The following is a 16310-nucleotide window of genomic DNA, read 5'->3' as shown; positions in this document are numbered from 1 at the left end:
TGCCAGTTCCGGAAACAACGAGACCACATCTAACGGACGCGGTGGGGTTGTGCGCGTCATCATTCCCTTTCCTGATCGCCGGCCCGGATATAACCACGCCATACTGAGAGCATCGAGTTGGCGACTAACGCGGGCACCGCTCCTTCAACCATGGCTACAAGACGGTCGATCGGGTGATCTTCTCGCATGAAGACCTCCAGCAAACCGGGCTACCGCCAGCCGGACACCTACGACCCTCCGAACCAGCATCGACAGGATTGTAGAGCCCTTCGTGCCCGCATGATCAGGTGCACTGTTCTCGGCAGATCCGGTAGCCGTCCTCACCGGCTTCCGCTACTCAACGTAGCTCCGACACGGCTCGAAAGCAGAGCAACGCGCGACCCGCCGATCTGATCGCGTCCGGTGCCGCAGCATGCTGCCAGGTGGGTCCCAGACTCACAGACAACGATCAAGGAAACGTGATGCGCGTGGGCCCGGCAAGCGGTGCCGGCGCACTGCGTCGTGGCCGCGGCGCCGCAGCGGGCGCCCGAAGTGCGGCCGACGATCCGTATGCGGTCAGTCACCTCGGGCCGCGGTCACGAAGACGGCCAGGTGCCGGTCGGCGGTGGAACATCTCGATGCCGCGACCGGGGGTGTCAACCGAATGATCGGCGCTGCCTACCGCACACGGTCACGTCACGTCGTGTCGGCGGCTGTAGCGGTGGTGGTGGTTGCGGTGCTGTCGTAGCGGGCAGCGGTGGTGAGGGCCTGGTCGGCGTGCAGGAGGCTGGTGCAGGAGCTGATTGCCTCAGCAGCCAGATGGTCACGTTGTAGAGCGGGTTGCCCGTGTCGGCGGTTTCTGCCTCGCGGTGCAGGAACCGCAGGTGCAGCGCGGCGCCCTGCAGTTGAGACAGCGTGCCGAAGTGCACCTCATCGGCGCGGACCCTGTCCAGGCTGTGTGTGATCGCGGCCGTGAGTGCGTGCAGGTCCCGTGCATACCCGCCGGTGCCGGCGGCCGTGGCGACGTGCAGGTCGAGCACGCACGACGCGAGGCGCAGCTGCAGGATCCTGTACGCCTCGGCGCGGGCGTTGCCCAGGTGGTGCTCCAGCACGGCCAGCGCGAACCCGTCCGCGCCGGCCGTCACGCCACACCGTCCACAGAGGACAGCATGGCCGGGCTGCCGTGGCGGCTGACTGCGGCGAGCAGTGCGTCCACGCCGCCGTGGCCGGCCGGGGTGCCGTCCGGATCGGGCCGCTCACCGGCGACAACGACGCCAGCGGGACCGGAGCCGCCGGTCTCCTGGCAGCCCGGCCGTCGACGGCTGCACCCGCAGTCGGTCGCCGACCCAGCGCACCGAACGGGGCCTGCAGACCGCGTCTCCGGCACACCATCCGACAGGCCGCCGGTACCGCCGTCCGACCGTCGCGTGGATCCGGTGGACCGAGCCTCCGCTCAGAGCCCGGACGCGATCAACCCAAACGACGTGGACTGTAGCCGTGGGGGCGGGACGCTGGACCCTGTCGCGGACAGGACAGGTACGTGAGGAGTACGAACCGCACGCATCGCAGCCGGCTGGCCCGAGCATTGGCGTCCGATGCAGACATCCGCTGTACGTTGTCGTGCGCATGATCACGGCTCAGGGGCGGCTAGGTAGCTGGATGCGGAAGGTTGTTCCGGGGCGTCCGTGGTCGGCGAGGGCGATGGTGCCGCGGTGGCGTCGATGATGGTGCGGGTGATGACGAGGCTGGCTCGGTTCGTGAGAACCGGGACCCGGATTTGCGTGAACTCCGGGCCCCTGCGCGTCACGCTCCCTTGATCGTTGTCGGTGAGTTTGGGACCTACCTGGCAGCAGGCTGCGGTGCTGAAGGCGATCAGGGCGGCGGCCGAACGTTGATCGGCCGCCGAGTCTTCTCACAGCTACGTTGAGTCGCGGAGGTATTGAGGGACAGCTACCGGAAGCCGATGAGCGCGCACGAAGGCTCGCCGGCTCAGCTCACCCTTCAGTTGCCATTGCCGCGCCGGCGGCGTGCGGCCGGTGACCGCCTTCGCTGGGCCGCTTCAGGCGCTCGCCTTCTGTGATTCCGGCTCGCATCAGCCTCTCGTGCACAGGTCCGGACTTCTGCGAAGTCACGCGGTCGGCGCGCGACCGGCCTCGTCGAGCAGCGTCTGCAACTGGTCCCGGCAGCGCAGCAGCAGACCGGTGATCTCGTCGAAGGTTGCCGCGTCTACACGGCTGTTGTCGAACCACATGGCTCGGACAGCCGCATGGCCCTGCGTCAGGTACATTCCGGCGGCTTCGACCAATCCGATGAAGGACGCCCGACGCTCCGACGGCGCGAACTGGACCGACCCGCGCGCCGCGCGCAACGGCTCCCCGGGAACGGTGAACACCGCCGCTGGGTCGCCATCGGCCTGATCGGCGCCGATCCAGGCGAGGATGTATTCCAGTTCGGTCGCGGCCAACGTCAGTCGACCCACCGCCACGACCGTTTCGTCAGTGAGCCGCTGCATCGGCTCACCGTATCGAATCGACCCGCTTCGGGGGTGCTGGTACACGCCGCCAATTCCGTGCAGCGGACTCGTCAGTGCCGCTCGATGACGTGCGCGCTCATGCCGCCGGGAGCGCTTGATCGCGATTCCGCACATGCCGCGGGTCGGGCTCGTTGAACCACGACGCGTCGCCCGGATGCGCGATGACGCCACCATCAACGGTACGGCCACCTGGACCGATCAGGCGCTGGCGCCGACGCAGCGGAGCCCGAGCAGACCGGCGGCTGTGAGCCGGGCTGCCAGGACCGCCATCTCCGCTGGCGACCCGGTCAGCCCCTCGCCGGTGAGCTCGGTGTAGGTGTCCGCCGCGCCGACGACGGTGGCCCCTTGCTGGCGAAACAATGCGAGTGCCCGCAACCGCAGGGTGCGGTTCACCTCTGGGTCGGCGCGCAGCCGAGTGAGTCCGACTCGCGCGATGAGGGTCTGCCGGACAATGACGTCCACTCTGTCGAAGAACGCTGGCTGATCCTGCGACGCCACGGTGTACGGACAGCTCACGCATCGCGTTGTAGCGGTCCAGGTGATCCGGTCACCCTCGAGGCTCTCCGCGACGTGGAGCAAGACAGGCGCGCCGCAGCGGGCGCATGGGCCGTTGAAGTCGTCGCCGCAGACGAGTTCCATGTACACGTCGTCGTCGCTCACGAACCAAGAGGCTACGACGGCCGTCCGCCGGTGACCACGACGAACCACCTGCTGCCGGCACAACGCTCCACCGAGAGAAATGCCAGAGCGAAAATCCGCTTACGATCTTGGTGTCCGCTCATAGCCGCTGAGAGGCGCTCGGCGGTGGGCTGAAGGGCGTTGCCGGCAGTAACTGGCTCTCAGTCAGCGCTGCGACGGCTTCTACCTCGACGAGCTGGTCGGGGTAGCCGAGGACCGTAACCCCGAGCAGGGTGCTGGGCGCATCGTGGTCGGCGAAGTGCCGGCGGACCACGTCCCATGCGGTGACGAGGTCGGTGCGGTCATGGCTGGCGACGTAGACGGTCGTCTTGACCACATCGGTGAGGGTGGCGCCGGCGGCCGCCAACGCCGTGCGAAGATTCGCCATCACCTGTTCGGCCTGCCCGGCCACGTCGCCAACAGCGACGGTCGCGCCGGCCTCGTCGAGCGGGCAGGCACCGGCGGTGAACACCAGCCGCCGGACGTCGGAGGCCACCGCGGCGTAGGCGTACGGAGCCTGGTCGGTCAGCTGAGGCGCGCGGATCAGCTCGATGGAGCCGGAAATGGTCACGGACGCATCGTCGCAAACTCGCTCGGCAGTGACGAACGAAAATCCGGCCACCCAGGATCCCTGGCCACCCACGATCGCCAGACGTCCGGATCTGCCGCGACTGCTGCGCGTCGGCAGACCGCAGATCAACGATGCGGGTTCCGTCATGCAGAGTGACAGCGAGCTCTTGCTCGCCAGGGCTGCACCCCGTGACACATCCGCATCCGCTGCCGTCCGGGCACGTTCAGGCTCCGTCGGTGGCAGGTGGTGCCGTACGGGTGACCGCTGCGATCGGTCGCCACAGCCCCAACGTGACGAGGTGTGCCTGAAGTTCGGATTCTTGAGCGGTACTCAACGGTGCCCGGGGTAGGTCGAACATCACTGGGCCCTGCCAGAACAGGTACGCCTCAGGCCGTTGCTCAACGCGCTGAACCGCTGCCCATGTCCACCGCTGCGAGCTGAGATCTGTGTGCGATTCGAGTGCGTCCTCGGTAATCGACCACGTGCGGGGGCGGTGCCACAGTGCAGGGACGGTGACGGCACCGACGAATCGCTGACGTGCCCTGAGTGTCAGCAGGATCGCCACGACGAGTGCGGCGACCCCGAAGACGGTGGCCTGAGGGTCTGCGTCGCTCAATGCCGTGAACGCGCCGCCGACGGCCAGCATCGCCGCCAGCATCAGCGTCGGGCCAACTCCACGCCATGCATCGGCCCGGAGCTGCGCTCGGAAGTACTCCTGGCCACGGCTGTGAGTGAACTCGATCCGCACGCGGCGATGGTATGGCACTCGCAAGATCGCGTCCACGCACATGTCGCAGATCTCGCGCTGGACCTGCGGGAATCCTCACTGCTGGCCGCAGCTATGGCCGGGCGTGGCTGCGGTCGGTGCGTTCTCGTTGCCGATGGCAGTGCACGCGATCTTGCGAGTAGGTGCGTGCCGTGTTGTCCTCGTCCCGCACGACATTGTCTTCCGGGAGCCGGGCCGCGATACTCCGTGATCATGACCGTTCCGTTCCCGGCGCCGCGGCGGCGTCGCCCTCGTGCAGGGCTCGCCCTCGACATCATCGGCCTGGTCGCCGCGCTGTGCTGTGGTGGTGCCGTTGCCGGCGGCTATCTGTCCGGTGACCGCCTGACTGCCCTTCACTCAGACGATCCTGCAGCAGGCGCCGCGTGAGTAGTCACCGTTGACCGGCTGGCGTGCCGTGCACCGCTGGGGTTCGAATCGTCTCCGGCCGGTACACCCCCATCTGCCGCGAGTCACGCGCCGGACTCCGGCCACCACGTCACGTTTGGTGAAGCCGAATGCTCGCGGCCCGGCGCTCGCTCGTGCCGATGTGAGTGAACCCCCTGATCTCGCCTACAAACGCGGCGATTCCGGCTAGGGTCACGAACTTCCGCTGGAACTGCTGCCAGCGCCCGGTCTGCCCGAGGTCGCCGAACCACGACCGACCGTGATCGACCTTGAAGAGCTGCCCTGGTGCGCATTCGTCGGTTTCAGCGGGCTGGCAAGGCAGGCGTTGGATCGCAGGAGTTACCGCGACCGTCGCGGTGCACCGGGTCCGGGAGTCTTCGGCCCGGAGCGCGAATGGGAACGTGCGGCGATCGCGCTCGAGGCCGACATCTGGGCCACCCGACACCGCCAGGACGCCGACACCACAACGCTGCGAGAACGAGCCCACCGGAGAGCTGTGCGACGCGGCAGGCGTTGGAGCGGCTCGCGTCCAAGTGGCGGGTCCTGGTCGTCCACGCGCTGCTTGCCGGTCCGCAGCGGCACGCCGAGTACGTGATGACCGTGCTGGGCAAGACCCTCCAGGAGCCGCTGGCCGCGATCAGCTCGACGAATTGACCGCTGGGGAGTTCCTAGACCGTTGGGGCACCACCTGAGCAGCGGGCCAGCGCGGCCTCGGCCTGGGTGGCGAGTTCCGGGACGAGCGCGGCGGCCGACGGCAGGTCGGTGATGAGGTCGACGCCCTCGCCGGCCCAGATCGGCAGCGGCGGGACGGCGCCGCGGGCCACGTCGTCCTGGTAGTCGCGCCGGGCCTGCTCGTCGGCGGTGAGCTCGTCCTCCCGGTCGCGCCAGCGGTCGATGTACGGGTGGCGCAGCGTGCGGGCCGCGAACCGCGACGGCCAGCGCGACCCACGGGCGATGTCCAGCACCCGGTTGCGTTCGGTGTCGTCGCCGCGGGCCGCCACCAGCGCCGACGCGGTGGCGGGGGCCACGAGCGCCTCGGTGGTCGCCTGGAACCTGGTGCCGATCACCGCCCCGGCCGCGCCGAGGACCAGCACTGCCGCCACGCCCCGGCCGTCGGCGATGCCGCCCGCGGCGAGGACCGGCACCTGCCCGGCGAGGTCGGCGACCGCCGGCACGAACGGCAGGGTCGAGCGTCCACGCAGCGCGCCGTGCCCGCCCGCTTCGGTGCCCTGCGCGACGACGACGTCGGCGCCGAGGTCCAGCGCCTGGCGGGCCTCGTCGAGGTCGGTGACCTGGAGGATGAGCAGGGCGCCCGAGTCGCGGACGATGCGGGTGTACGGGCGTGCGTCGCCGAACGACAGCATGACGGCTCGCGGCTCGTACACGAGCGACCGCCGAACCGCGTCGACGGTCGTCATCCACGTGAGGAAGCCGATCCCCCACGGCAGCCCGGTGGCCGCGGCGACCGGCGCCTCGCGCGCCAGCCATGCCGGGTCGCCGTCGGCCGCTCCGAGCATCCCCAGCCCGCCGCCCCGCGAGACAGCCGCCGCGAGCGCACCGCCGGCAGAGCCGCCCATGGGCGCCAGCATGATCGGGTGCCGCACTCCTACCAGGCTCGTGAACCGCGTCGACAGCATCCCCGCACGGTACTGTCACCGCGGAGCTCGGCGGCACCGGCCATCGGGATCCACTCGGCGGATGTCTGTGGCAGCCTGTCTGGGTGCTGATCGTGATGTGCGGCCTGCAGGGGACCGGGAAGAGCACCATCGCCGGGCAGCTGGCGCGGGAGCTGCCTGCGCCGATCCTGCCCGTCGACCCGGTCGAGGTCGCGCTGTGGGCCGCCGGCGTCGACCGTGACCAGCCGACGGGGCTCGCCGCGTTCGTCGTGGTCGGTGCCCTCGCCGGCGCGATGCTCAAGCTCGGCCAGACCGTGATCGTCGACGCCGTCAACGACGCCGAGGTCGCCCGCCAGCAGTGGCGTGACCTGTCCGCCCGGCACGAGGTGCGGCTGCGGTTCGTCGAGGTGATCTGCTCCGACGAGGCCCTGCACCGCCGCCGCCTCGCCGAGCGGGCCGACAACCCGATCGCCGGCGACGCCGAACCCACCTGGGAGTCGGTGCTGGCCCGGCGGGACGGCTTCGCCGGCTGGACCGACGACCGGCTCGTCCTCGACTCCGTCGACGACGTCCCGGCCAACGTCGCCCGCGCGCTCACGTACGTGCGAGCCTCTCGATGAGGGACCCCGCCGGCAACCGCAGCCCAGTGACGTAGTGAGCGGGTCGCCCAGGACCATCCGCGCGGCCGGCGCAGATCGCAGCACGGCTGAATGAGTAGGGCACGGCGGATCTGGGCAACACGTTACAGATCAGAGAATTCAGTGCCGACCTCAGGAAAGCGGCCCGTCGTGACCGAGCATCCGCACTCGACCGCCGCGCAGCTGCTCGGGCTGCTCGTGCAGGCGCACGACCTGGACGACTTCCTCGACCGGCTGGTGCACGTCGCCGCCGCGGCGGTGACGCCGGCGGTGGCGTGCGGGATGACGGTGCGGCGGGACGGGCGGCCGTTCTCGGTGGCGGTCAGTGACGAGCTGGCCGGTCAGGTCGACGAGATCCAGTACGGCGCCGACGAAGGGCCGTGCCTGGACGCGATGCGGGAAGCCGAGGTCATTCTCGTCGACGATCTCAGGCGGGAGCGGCGCTGGAACGCGTACCGGCCGCACGCGGTCGCGCACGGTATCGCGAGCTCACTGTCGATGCCGCTGATCATCGAGGGGCAGAGCCTCGGCGCGATGAACCTCTACGCGGCCGCCACCCGGGTGTTCACCGCACCGGTCCGGAAGCAGGCGGAAGGGATCGCGGCGCAGTGCACCGACGCACTCACGCTCACCGTCCGCCAGTTCCGCCAGTCCCAGCTGCTGGATCAGCTCGCCGAGGCCATGGTCTCCAGCAGCGTGATCGACCAGGCCATCGGCATCCTGATGGCGCAGCAGCGCTGCACCGCCGCCACCGCCTTCGACCTGCTGCGTCGGGCGTCGCAGAGCCGCAACCGCAAGCTCCGCGACGTGGCCGGCGACATCGTCACCAGGGTCAGCGGCGCACCGCCCGAGCCCCGGCCCGACTTCAGGGACTGACGGATCGCTCAGGCCGCGGCCGCCCGCAGGTCGTCGACGATGGTGGCGAGCACGGCGGCCGGGTCCGGGGCCCGGGTCAGGGCGCGGCCGATGACGACGTGTGACGCGCCGGCACGGAAGGCGTCCACCGGGTGTGCGGGGCGGGCATGATCGCTGGTGGCCGGGCCGCCGGGCAGTGTGACGCCGGGTGTGACGATCAGCTGGTCCGGGCCGAGCAGCCGGCGCAGTGCGGCCGCGTCGTGCGGGGAGGCGACGACGCCGTGGCAGCCCGCCCGCCGTGCCAGTGCGGCGAGGCGGGTGACCTGTTCCTCGGTGGTGGCGTCGATGCCGACCTCGGCGAGGTCCGCGGCGGTGAGGCTGGTGACGACGGTCAGCGCGACGACGCGCAGCCGCGGGAACGGCGCGGCCGCCTCCACCGCCGCGGCCAGGATCCTGGACCCCGCCGTCGCGTGGACGGTGACCATGGTGGCGCCGTGGCGGCCGGCCGCTCGTACGGCGGCGGCGACGGACGACGGGATCTCGAAGAGCTTCAGGTCCAGGAAGACGTCCTTGCCGGCGGCGGCGAGCGCGGCGGCCAGGGACGGGCCCGCGGCGGTCAGGAGCTCCAGTCCGATCTTGTACGCCTGGCCGGCGTCGCCGAGACGGTCGACCGTCGTGGCGGCGTCCTGGGCGTTGTCGTGGTCGAGCGCGACGATGACGCGACGGGACAGATTCACGGCGAGCAGTTTGGCATGATCGGCGGCATGACCGATCGTTTCGTGCGGCACCTGCCTGTCGGTGCGCCGTCGACGCCGTTCGACGGCAGTGGGATTCCCGGTTGGGACACGTTTCCGTTCGACGGCGAGCTGCGGGTGCGCTCGCTCGATCCGCCGGTGCTGCCGGAGCCGCCGCGCAACGGCGAGGACGGGCCCGAGTCGTGCATGATCTGCAAGGACGAGACCGCGAGAACGGTCTGGGCGGACGAGCACTGGATGCTCCGGCACGCCGGCGGGCCGAGCGCGGTGCCGGTCGTGGTGCTGCTGTGCCCGATCGGCCACTACGACCTGGGCACCCTGCCGCCGGAGCGGGCCGCCGAGGTCGGGCCGATGCTGCAGCGGGTCGAGCGGGCGATCATGTCCGTAGGCGGGATCGCCAGGGTGCACGCGTCGAAGATCGGCGACGGCGCGGCGCACCTGCATCTGTGGTTCATGGGCCGGCCGGCCGGCTTCGAGCAGCTGCGCGGCAGCTGCCTGGTCCTGTGGGACGACGTGCTGCCCAAGCAGGACGAGACCCAGTGGCGGGCGGTCCTCACCGAGGTGGCCGAGGCGCTCGCGGCCGACGGCGGCACGGTGTGCTGAAAGCGCGGTGCTGAAAGCGGGGTGCTGGAAAAGCGGCTCAGAGCCTCTCGACGACCCGGAAGCGTTGCAGGACGGCGGGTGTGTCGTCGTCGACGGTGAACCCCGGGTCGCCGAGCCAGCCGCGGTAGTCGGCCCCGTGCCAGAACTCCTCGTGCCCCGCCCGCCAGGCGGCGACGGTGTCGTGGCCCTCGCCCTCGTCGCGGGCGTGCCGGGCGTCGACGTCGCCGAGGCGGCGGACCTCGACGCCGGTCAGCTCGATCACCGCGACAGGACGGTCGCCGGAGTCGACCACGGCCGACCGGTCGCCGGCGGCGGGCAGCGGCTCACCGTCGATCTCCCAGTCCTGGAGCAGCCCGGTCGTGGTCGTCTTCGTGCCGTTCAGCACCGCGGCGACGAGCGCGTCGCGCAGCGGGCCGGGAAACCCGAACTGAAACGTGGGGAGGTCGGTCACCCGGCCAACACTACGGCTACTGTCGGGCGCGTGAGTGGTCGCTCGTACATGGTGGCAACGCGGATGCCGATGTCCAGGGCCGGGTTCGACGACTGGCTGGTGGCGCCGCTGCCCGGGCTCGACGTGATCGCCAATCCGGCGGCGATGTGGACCGGTTGGGCGATCGACGGCGCCGGCACCGACTGGGACCTCGCAGATCTCGCCGGCTACCCCGCCGCGGTGGCCGGGATCCGCGCCGCCCGGGCCAGGACCCCGCTGGAGCTGCTCGCGGCCCGCGCGGCCGGCGGATTCACGCTCGCCCGGCACCGCGACGACGCACTGGAGATCTACCTGTACGACTACCACGGTGACGTCTACAGCACGCAGACCGACCTGCTCATGCTCGCCGGCGCCGGCCGGTTCGCCGACGCGGGCGCCCCGGTCCTGCACTGGGGCGGCGACGTCTACCCGGACCTGCCGCTCGGCGGCGACCAGCCGCTCGCCGTGCTGCTGGTCGACCGGGACGGCGCCAGGTTCACCGACCGTCACCCGGTCGGCGCGCTGATCGAGTCGCTGCGCCCGGTCGAGGCCGCGTTCCTCGCCGCCGCGCCGGTCGACGGGGAAGACGCCGGCTGGGACCCCACCGACGTCCTGGACCCGGCCATCCGCGACCACGTGGCGTAGCCGTCACGCACGGTAAGGACCGCGCGTCAGGTACGGCGGATCGCGAGGACGGCGACGTCGTCGGTCGGGGCGGCGTTGTCCAGGAGGGTCATCGCCGCGTTGCAGGTGCCGTCGGCGGAGGCCACGGCGGCGAGCACACCGACCATCCGCTGCAGGCCCGGGGTGATCCCGCGGGCACGGCGCTCGACGAGGCCGTCGGTGTACAGGAACAGGCCCTCGCCGGGCTCCAGCGGCAGCCGCGTGTTGCGCCGGGCGGCGTCGCGGTACGCCCCCAGGGGCAGGTCCGGGGGGATGCTGAGCAGCCGGCTCGGCTGGTCCGGTGTCATCAGGACCGGCGGCAGGTGGCCGGCGTTGGACATGGTCACGGTGCCGAGGTCCGGGGCCAGGACGGCATAGACGGCGGTGGCCATGGCGTCGGGCTCGAAGCGCTGCACCTTGCGGTCCAGGCGGGTGAGGACGTCCGCCGGGTCGTCGGTCTCCATCGCGTACGCGCGCAGCGCGCTGCGGATCCGGCCCATCACCACCGCCGCGTGCAGGCCGCTGCCGGCCACGTCGCCGATGACGATGCCGACGTGCCCTGACGGGAGGTCGAAGACGTCGTACCAGTCGCCGCCGACGCCGACCTGGGCACCGGGAACATACCGGACGGCGACGTCCAGGCCGGGGACCGCGGGCGGGCGGGCCGGGAGCAGGCTGCGCTGCAGAGCGACGGCCGCAGCCCGGTCCAGGTGCGACCGGCGCGCCTCGGTGGCGAGGCCGGCCCGGTCGGCGACGAGCTGCAGCAGCTCGATGTCGTCGGCGGTGAACGAGCGCTGCTGCAGGGTGCCGACGTGCAGCACGCCGATGACCCGGCCGCTGCTGAGCATCGGCACGCCGAGGACGGACGTGGTGCGCTCGGGTAACAGCGCCGCGTCGAAGTCGGTGCCGCCGCTGCCGGCCCGGTCGAAGCGCTCGACGGCGACGGCGACCCCGCGGACGGCGACCCCGCCGGCGAAGCCGTGGCCGACGGGCACCCGGACCTCGTGCCGGGGCTCCCGGTCGAGACCGGCGGTCGCCATCGCGACCAGCTCGGTGCCGTCGTGGTCGAGCAGCAGCAGGGCCGCACTGTCGGCGCGCAGGATGTCCAGGGTCCGCTCCAGCAGCTCGTGCAGCAGGTCCTCGAGGCCGAGCTGCGACAGGGCGGCGTCGGTCACCGCCTGCAGCCGGCGCAGCTTCTCCTCGCTGACCGCCAACGCCTTCCCGCCGCGCCTCGGCACCCGTGCCCCTGCCTCTCGCCCCTCCGCCCGCTCGAACCCGCACAGTGTCGCATCAGCACCGCGCCGCACCCCCTCCGACACCGCGGTGCGACCCGACGATGAACGCCGCGACCGGAGGCTCAGCCGGACAGGTGCGCCAGGACGCCGGTCATGTCGAGCACGTCGCGCACGACGCCGGTCGCGTTGGCGATCCGGAGCTGCCGGCCCTGCTCCCCGGCGTGCCGGCGGCCCTTGAGCAGCGTGTTGATGCCGGCCGAGTCGATGAAGGTCACCTCCGCCAGGTCCACCACGACCGTGGTGGCGCCGCTGTCGACGGCGGCGAGCACCTCACGGTCCAGCTCACCGGCGGTGGAGAGGTCCACGTCCCCGGCGATGCTGACCGTGCAGGTGTCGTCGTCGCGGGTGGTCGACATCGACAGCGTCATGGCCCCTCCCAGCACGAAACGACAAGCATCCGCTGACCCTATATGGTGGCTGCGACGGGGGCGCGACGGCGCCGCGGCAGTACACGACCTGTGGATGCGACATGCGGGACGACCCTGACACATCACCGGTGCTGGTGGCCCTGCCACCGGTGACGGTGGCCGGCGTCGGCGACGTCCGGGAGCGGGTGGCGGACGCCGCCCGCGAGGTCGGCCTATCACCCGACCGGGTAAACGGATTCATCATCGCCGTCAACGAGATCGTCATCAACGCGGTGGAGCACGGCGGCGGCACGGCCGCGGTCACCCTGATCTCGCAGGCGGGCAGGCTCGTCGTCGAGATCGCCGACACCGGCACCACGCCGTGGCGGTTCCTCGTCCCGGCGCAGGCTCCCCCGCCCGACCAGATCCACGGCCGGGGCCTGTGGCTGGCCGAGAAGCTCTCCGACGACCTCACGGTCGACACCACCGCCGGCCGGCGCCTGGTCCGCCTGACCCTCGACGCCCGCGCCGCGTAGGCCGGCGCCGCCACCCGTCTTGCGTGGATGCCTACCGCCGGGTGGCCGGAAGCGTGCCGGCCGGCGCCGTCGGGCTCCTCGGCATGCGGAAACCGCAGCGGCGAGGAGCCCAGCGAACGCCGGCGTCCGTGCCCGGTCAGGGACGTCTCAGGGTTGCGGCTTGTAGGTCGCCGCGGAGAAGTCCGCGGGCAGCCCGCCGCCGGTCATGTCCTGCACCCACAGTCCGAAGAACGCGCCGGTGAAGCCCCACGCGCGGGGCACCCCGTTGTCGGACTCCTGGGCGTACTCGTCGGAGAGGATGCTCGCGTCGAACGGGCCCCACTCCACGTCGCCGTACGACGCCCGCAGCGCCCCGCCGTCGAGGTCGAGCCGGAGCCGGACCGGCCCGTCGACCGGCACCGCGGGACCGTGCGCGGTGACCCGTCCCCGGTCGCTGGAGAGCACGTCGACGAACGGGCCGTCGGTCTCGTCGTAGCCGACCCGCAGCAGGAACCAGTTGCGGCTGTTGTAGTACACGGTGATGCCGGCCAGCTGCTGGCAGTGCACCGGCGCGAACTCGACCGTCGCCTCGAACGTCGCCCGCGCGTGCTGGACCCGGCGGCTGGTCCGCTACCGGAAGCGGAACCAGTCGATGTCCATCATTTCCGCGCTGTCGCTGCAGCGGATAACCGCGGTCATGGAGGTGGTGCCGTCGGCAGGTTGCTGACGTTGAAGGCGATCTCCTTACGTCGTCCAGCTGCCGGTGCCGAGTATCCCGGGTGCGGCGATGACCGGCCCGGTCGCTGAGCCGGCGTGGAACTCCAGTGTGAACGCCTGGCTGGTCGGGCGGGCCGAGGAGTAGCGGAACACCACGCTGGTTGGGGGGTGCGGCCGCCGAAGGTTACGCCGTCGAACTTGATCCAGTCGCCTTTGTTGAGGCACAGCTCGTGGGCGAAGACGGACACGCCGACCCAGTCGGTGCCGGCGTCACCGGGATGGCCAACTGTCAACGCATGATAATGCAATATGATGCTCTAGTGAACTTGAAGGAGTGGGCGGAGCTTCAAGGCGTGCACCACGTCACCGCCTACCGCTGGTTCCGGGAGGGGAAGCTGCCAGTTCCCGCACGCAGGGTTGGCCGACTTATCCTGGTCGATCCCACCGCGACTGCCACTGCCACTACCGTCGCCGCGACGACCGCCGTGTATGCCCGGGTGTCATCCGCCGGCCAGGGGGCGGACCTGGACCGGCAGGTCGCGCGGGTCACCACCTGGGCCACCGGTCAAGGGCTGGCCGTGGACCGTGTCGTCACCGAGGTCGGATCGGCGCTCGACGGGCGCTGCAAGAAGTTCCTTGCCCTGCTCCGCGACCCACGAGTGTCCACGATCGTGGTCGAGCGCCGGGACCGGTTCGCCCGCTTCGGTGCCGAGTGCGTCGAGGCTGCCTTGGCCGCGCAGGGACGCCGTCTGCTGGTGGTCGATCCGGCCGAAGTTGATGACGACCTGGTTGGTGACGTCACCGAGATCCTGACCTCACTGTGCGCCCGCCTGTACGGCCGCCGCGCTGCCGCGAACCGCGTCCGCCGCGCGGTCGAGGCGATCGGCTCGGACGTGTCGTGAAGACGGTCCAGGCGTACCGGTACGCCCTCGACCTCACCCCACACCAGGAACGGGCCGTGCTCGCTCACGCCGGCGCGGCCCGTGTCGCCCACAACTGGGCGCTCGCGCGGGTCAAGGCTGTCATGGAGCAGCGGGCCGCCGAACGCACCTACGGCACCCGCGACAATCAGCTCACCGAGCCGATGTCGTGGACGCTGGCGGCACTGCGCCGCGCATGGAACGAAGCCAAGGCCGAGGTCGCCCCGTGGTGGGCGGAATGCTCCAAGGAGGCGTACAACACCGGCCTCGACGCGCTGGCCCGCGCGTTGAAGAACTGGAACGACTCGCGGACCGGCAAGCGGACAGGCAGGCCGGTCGGGTTTCCTCGGTTCAAGTCCCGCCGCCGCACCACCCCGTCGGTGCGGTTCACCACCGGCACCATCCGCGTCGAACCCGACCGCAGGCATGTCGTGCTGCCGAGGCTGGGCCGGCTGAAGCTGCATGAGTCCGCCCGCAAACTCGCCCGCCGCATCGAGGCCGGCACGGCCCGGATCATGTCGGCCACCGTGCGACGCGACGGCAGGCGTTGGCATGTCTCGTTCACCGTCGAGGTGGACCGCGCCGAACGCAAACCAGCACGGCCGGACTCGGTGGTCGGGGTCGACGTCGGCATCAAGCATCTCGCGGTGCTGTCCACCGGCGAACTGGTCGCCAACCCCCGCCACCTGCAAGCCGCGCAGGCCCGCCTGCGGACGTTCGGGCGGGCGATGGCACGCAAGGCCGGTCCGGACCGGCGGACCGGCCGGCGCCCGTCGAACCGGTGGCAGCGGGCATCGGCCCGTCTCGGCCGCGCCCATGCAAGGGTGGCGAACCTGCGCCGCGACGGGCTGCACAAGCTCACCACCCGGCTCGCCCGTGAACACGGCACGATCGTGGTGGAAGACCTCAACGTCGCCGGCATGCTACGCAACCGGACTCTCGCGCGGCACGTCACCGACGCAGGGTTCGCCGAGATCCGCCGCCAGTTGGCGTACAAGACGCAATGGAACGGTGGCCGGCTGCTGACGGCCGACCGCTGGTACCCGTCCAGCAAAACCTGCTCAGGCTGTGGTGCGGTGAAAGCCAAGCTGGCCCTGGCCGAGCGCGAATACCACTGCGAGGCGTGCGGCCTGGTCATGGACCGCGACCGCAACGCCGCCGCGAACCTGGCCGCGTTGGCGGCCGAGTTCGACACCGCCGGGAGTGGCTCGGTGGCTGGACGTGGAGCCGACCGGAAGACCCGCGTACGCGGGCAGGTGGCTGCGAAGCGTCAACCCGGCACCGCGCCTGCGGGTCAGACCGGGACCGTCCCACCTCGCGGTGGGACTCTCGATCGGATGCTGGCTACAGCATCATGAACGAGAACGGTACATCTGCTCGTACTCGCCGCGCACCGGGTGGAACACGTACGTGACGTTGTCCTGCCGCTTCTGGCCCTCGATCAGCGAGCGGATCCGGGCGAACGCGTTCTTGTACGAGGAGCACGAGGCGTCGGTGCAGTGGTAGAAACTGGACACCTCGTAGTCCAGGCGCAGGAAGAACTTCGCGTTCGGGTACTGGTTGATGAACGCGATGAGCTGGTTGAACTGCGCGGCGTAACCGCCGGCGGCGAGCTCCGCGGTGACCGCCCGGGACCGGGCCGCCTTGGTGTTCTCGTCGCCGCCGTTGAAGCCGGGCGGGTTGTCCTTCCACGACACGCCGACCTGGATCATCTTGCCCTGCTGGGCCAGGAACGTGGCGTAGTCGCGGTGCCCGGCGTTGACCCAGGTGCCGGACTTCACTTCGTAGTAGACGGAGCCGCCGCTGGGCGCGGCGGCGAACGACGTGTAGTCGTCCCACGACACTTTCGTGGACTGGCCGGCGAACATCAGCCGCCCGCCGGCGGGCGCGAAGGTCGAGGCGCCGGCCGGCGCCGGTGCCGCGAAGGGCACCAGCAGCGGCGCCAGCAGCGCCAGGACGGTGAGGAGTCGTCGCAACATGCCGAC

The 16310-nt window shown here is 70.9% G+C and carries 21 protein-coding genes and 1 pseudogene; 9 read left to right on the top strand and 13 right to left on the bottom strand.

Annotation, left to right across the window (positions count from 1 at the left end; all coding sequences use genetic code 11):
• Positions 1 to 635: 635 nt before the first annotated feature.
• The 5 genes from AB0J72_RS22860 to AB0J72_RS22840 form a co-directional block, all read right to left on the bottom strand.
• On the bottom strand, positions 636 to 1124 hold the full coding sequence (locus AB0J72_RS22860; RefSeq protein WP_363401769.1) for a hypothetical protein: 489 nt from the start codon (positions 1122 to 1124) through the stop codon (positions 636 to 638).
• A 983-nt stretch (positions 1125 to 2107) separates the two neighbouring features.
• Positions 2108 to 2491: a hypothetical protein gene (locus AB0J72_RS22855; RefSeq protein ID WP_363401767.1), complete on the bottom strand. Its 384-nt coding sequence runs from the start codon at positions 2489 to 2491 to the stop codon at positions 2108 to 2110.
• A gap of 219 nt (positions 2492 to 2710) precedes the next feature.
• Complete coding sequence (locus tag AB0J72_RS22850) at positions 2711 to 3172, bottom strand: hypothetical protein (RefSeq protein WP_363401765.1); 462 nt, start codon at positions 3170 to 3172, stop codon at positions 2711 to 2713.
• A 118-nt stretch (positions 3173 to 3290) separates the two neighbouring features.
• Complete coding sequence (locus AB0J72_RS22845) at positions 3291 to 3719, bottom strand: RidA family protein (protein WP_363401971.1); 429 nt, start codon at positions 3717 to 3719, stop codon at positions 3291 to 3293.
• Positions 3720 to 3984: 265 nt separating this feature from the next.
• Positions 3985 to 4509, bottom strand: a complete 525-nt coding sequence (locus AB0J72_RS22840) for a YcxB family protein (RefSeq protein WP_363401763.1) — start codon at positions 4507 to 4509, stop codon at positions 3985 to 3987.
• Between the two features lie 231 nt (positions 4510 to 4740).
• Here AB0J72_RS22840 and AB0J72_RS22835 point away from each other — a divergent pair, with 231 nt between their 5' ends.
• Positions 4741 to 4914, top strand: coding sequence for a hypothetical protein (locus AB0J72_RS22835; RefSeq protein ID WP_363401761.1), 174 nt, complete (start codon positions 4741 to 4743; stop codon positions 4912 to 4914).
• Positions 4915 to 5023: 109 nt separating this feature from the next.
• On the opposite strand, the gene AB0J72_RS22830 is transcribed toward AB0J72_RS22835, so the two are convergent.
• On the bottom strand, positions 5024 to 5419 hold the full coding sequence (locus AB0J72_RS22830; RefSeq protein WP_363401759.1) for a hypothetical protein: 396 nt from the start codon (positions 5417 to 5419) through the stop codon (positions 5024 to 5026).
• Positions 5420 to 5445: 26 nt separating this feature from the next.
• On the opposite strand from AB0J72_RS22830, the gene AB0J72_RS22825 reads away from it, so the two are divergent.
• Positions 5446 to 5586 carry a hypothetical protein gene (locus AB0J72_RS22825; RefSeq protein ID WP_363401757.1) on the top strand — a complete coding sequence of 47 codons (141 nt, stop codon included), beginning with the start codon at positions 5446 to 5448 and terminating at the stop codon, positions 5584 to 5586.
• Between the two features lie 14 nt (positions 5587 to 5600).
• Here the strand turns inward: AB0J72_RS22825 and AB0J72_RS22820 are convergent, their stop codons facing one another.
• A complete protein-coding gene (locus tag AB0J72_RS22820) occupies positions 5601 to 6569 on the bottom strand; it encodes a nitronate monooxygenase (RefSeq protein WP_363401755.1) in 969 nt (322 codons plus the stop codon).
• An 83-nt stretch (positions 6570 to 6652) separates the two neighbouring features.
• Here AB0J72_RS22820 and AB0J72_RS22815 point away from each other — a divergent pair, with 83 nt between their 5' ends.
• Together AB0J72_RS22815 and AB0J72_RS22810 are read left to right on the top strand one after the other, a co-directional pair.
• Positions 6653 to 7168, top strand: coding sequence for an AAA family ATPase (locus AB0J72_RS22815; RefSeq protein WP_363401753.1), 516 nt, complete (start codon positions 6653 to 6655; stop codon positions 7166 to 7168).
• Between the two features lie 168 nt (positions 7169 to 7336).
• On the top strand, positions 7337 to 8062 hold the full coding sequence (locus AB0J72_RS22810) for a GAF and ANTAR domain-containing protein (protein ID WP_363401751.1): 726 nt from the start codon (positions 7337 to 7339) through the stop codon (positions 8060 to 8062).
• 8 nt (positions 8063 to 8070) lie between these two features.
• Here AB0J72_RS22810 and pyrF read toward each other — a convergent pair whose 3' ends face one another.
• Complete coding sequence (pyrF, locus tag AB0J72_RS22805) at positions 8071 to 8778, bottom strand: orotidine-5'-phosphate decarboxylase (protein ID WP_363401749.1); 708 nt, start codon at positions 8776 to 8778, stop codon at positions 8071 to 8073.
• A gap of 27 nt (positions 8779 to 8805) precedes the next feature.
• On the opposite strand from pyrF, the gene AB0J72_RS22800 reads away from it, so the two are divergent.
• Positions 8806 to 9399, top strand: coding sequence for a hypothetical protein (locus AB0J72_RS22800; protein ID WP_363401747.1), 594 nt, complete (start codon positions 8806 to 8808; stop codon positions 9397 to 9399).
• 37 nt (positions 9400 to 9436) lie between these two features.
• Here the strand turns inward: AB0J72_RS22800 and AB0J72_RS22795 are convergent, their stop codons facing one another.
• On the bottom strand, positions 9437 to 9850 hold the full coding sequence (locus tag AB0J72_RS22795) for an ASCH domain-containing protein (RefSeq protein ID WP_363401745.1): 414 nt from the start codon (positions 9848 to 9850) through the stop codon (positions 9437 to 9439).
• A gap of 30 nt (positions 9851 to 9880) precedes the next feature.
• On the opposite strand from AB0J72_RS22795, the gene AB0J72_RS22790 reads away from it, so the two are divergent.
• Positions 9881 to 10513 carry a hypothetical protein gene (locus tag AB0J72_RS22790; protein ID WP_363401744.1) on the top strand — a complete coding sequence of 211 codons (633 nt, stop codon included), beginning with the start codon at positions 9881 to 9883 and terminating at the stop codon, positions 10511 to 10513.
• A gap of 26 nt (positions 10514 to 10539) precedes the next feature.
• Here AB0J72_RS22790 and AB0J72_RS22785 read toward each other — a convergent pair whose 3' ends face one another.
• The gene (locus tag AB0J72_RS22785; protein WP_363401742.1) at positions 10540 to 11769 is read right to left on the bottom strand and encodes a SpoIIE family protein phosphatase; all 1230 of its coding nucleotides are present in this window, start codon (positions 11767 to 11769) and stop codon (positions 10540 to 10542) included.
• Between the two features lie 119 nt (positions 11770 to 11888).
• Positions 11889 to 12194, bottom strand: coding sequence for an STAS domain-containing protein (locus AB0J72_RS22780; RefSeq protein WP_363401740.1), 306 nt, complete (start codon positions 12192 to 12194; stop codon positions 11889 to 11891).
• 101 nt (positions 12195 to 12295) lie between these two features.
• Here AB0J72_RS22780 and AB0J72_RS22775 point away from each other — a divergent pair, with 101 nt between their 5' ends.
• Positions 12296 to 12709: an ATP-binding protein gene (locus AB0J72_RS22775; protein WP_363401738.1), complete on the top strand. Its 414-nt coding sequence runs from the start codon at positions 12296 to 12298 to the stop codon at positions 12707 to 12709.
• Positions 12710 to 12856: 147 nt separating this feature from the next.
• Here the strand turns inward: AB0J72_RS22775 and AB0J72_RS22770 are convergent.
• A pseudogene (locus tag AB0J72_RS22770) lies at positions 12857 to 13297 on the bottom strand (glycoside hydrolase 43 family protein); the annotation flags it as partial.
• Between the two features lie 428 nt (positions 13298 to 13725).
• Here AB0J72_RS22770 and AB0J72_RS22765 point away from each other — a divergent pair.
• Both AB0J72_RS22765 and tnpB read left to right on the top strand, forming a co-directional pair.
• On the top strand, positions 13726 to 14307 hold the full coding sequence (locus AB0J72_RS22765) for an IS607 family transposase (protein WP_363401736.1): 582 nt from the start codon (positions 13726 to 13728) through the stop codon (positions 14305 to 14307).
• Positions 14304 to 15683: an IS607 family element RNA-guided endonuclease TnpB gene (tnpB, locus tag AB0J72_RS22760; RefSeq protein WP_363401734.1), complete on the top strand. Its 1380-nt coding sequence runs from the start codon at positions 14304 to 14306 to the stop codon at positions 15681 to 15683. Before AB0J72_RS22765 ends, tnpB begins: the two co-directional genes overlap by 4 nt.
• Here the strand turns inward: tnpB and AB0J72_RS22755 are convergent.
• The gene (locus AB0J72_RS22755; protein WP_363401732.1) at positions 15678 to 16304 is read right to left on the bottom strand and encodes a hypothetical protein; all 627 of its coding nucleotides are present in this window, start codon (positions 16302 to 16304) and stop codon (positions 15678 to 15680) included. The two genes, tnpB and AB0J72_RS22755, sit on opposite strands and share 6 nt — an antisense overlap.
• Between the last annotated feature and the right edge of the window lie 6 nt (positions 16305 to 16310).

It is taken from the genome of Dactylosporangium sp. NPDC049742, assembly GCF_040674675.1.
Classification (GTDB): domain Bacteria; phylum Actinomycetota; class Actinomycetes; order Mycobacteriales; family Micromonosporaceae; genus Dactylosporangium; species Dactylosporangium maewongense.
The sequence above is the reverse complement of the archived record's forward strand: the minus strand, read 5'-3'. Positions and strand labels throughout refer to the sequence as shown.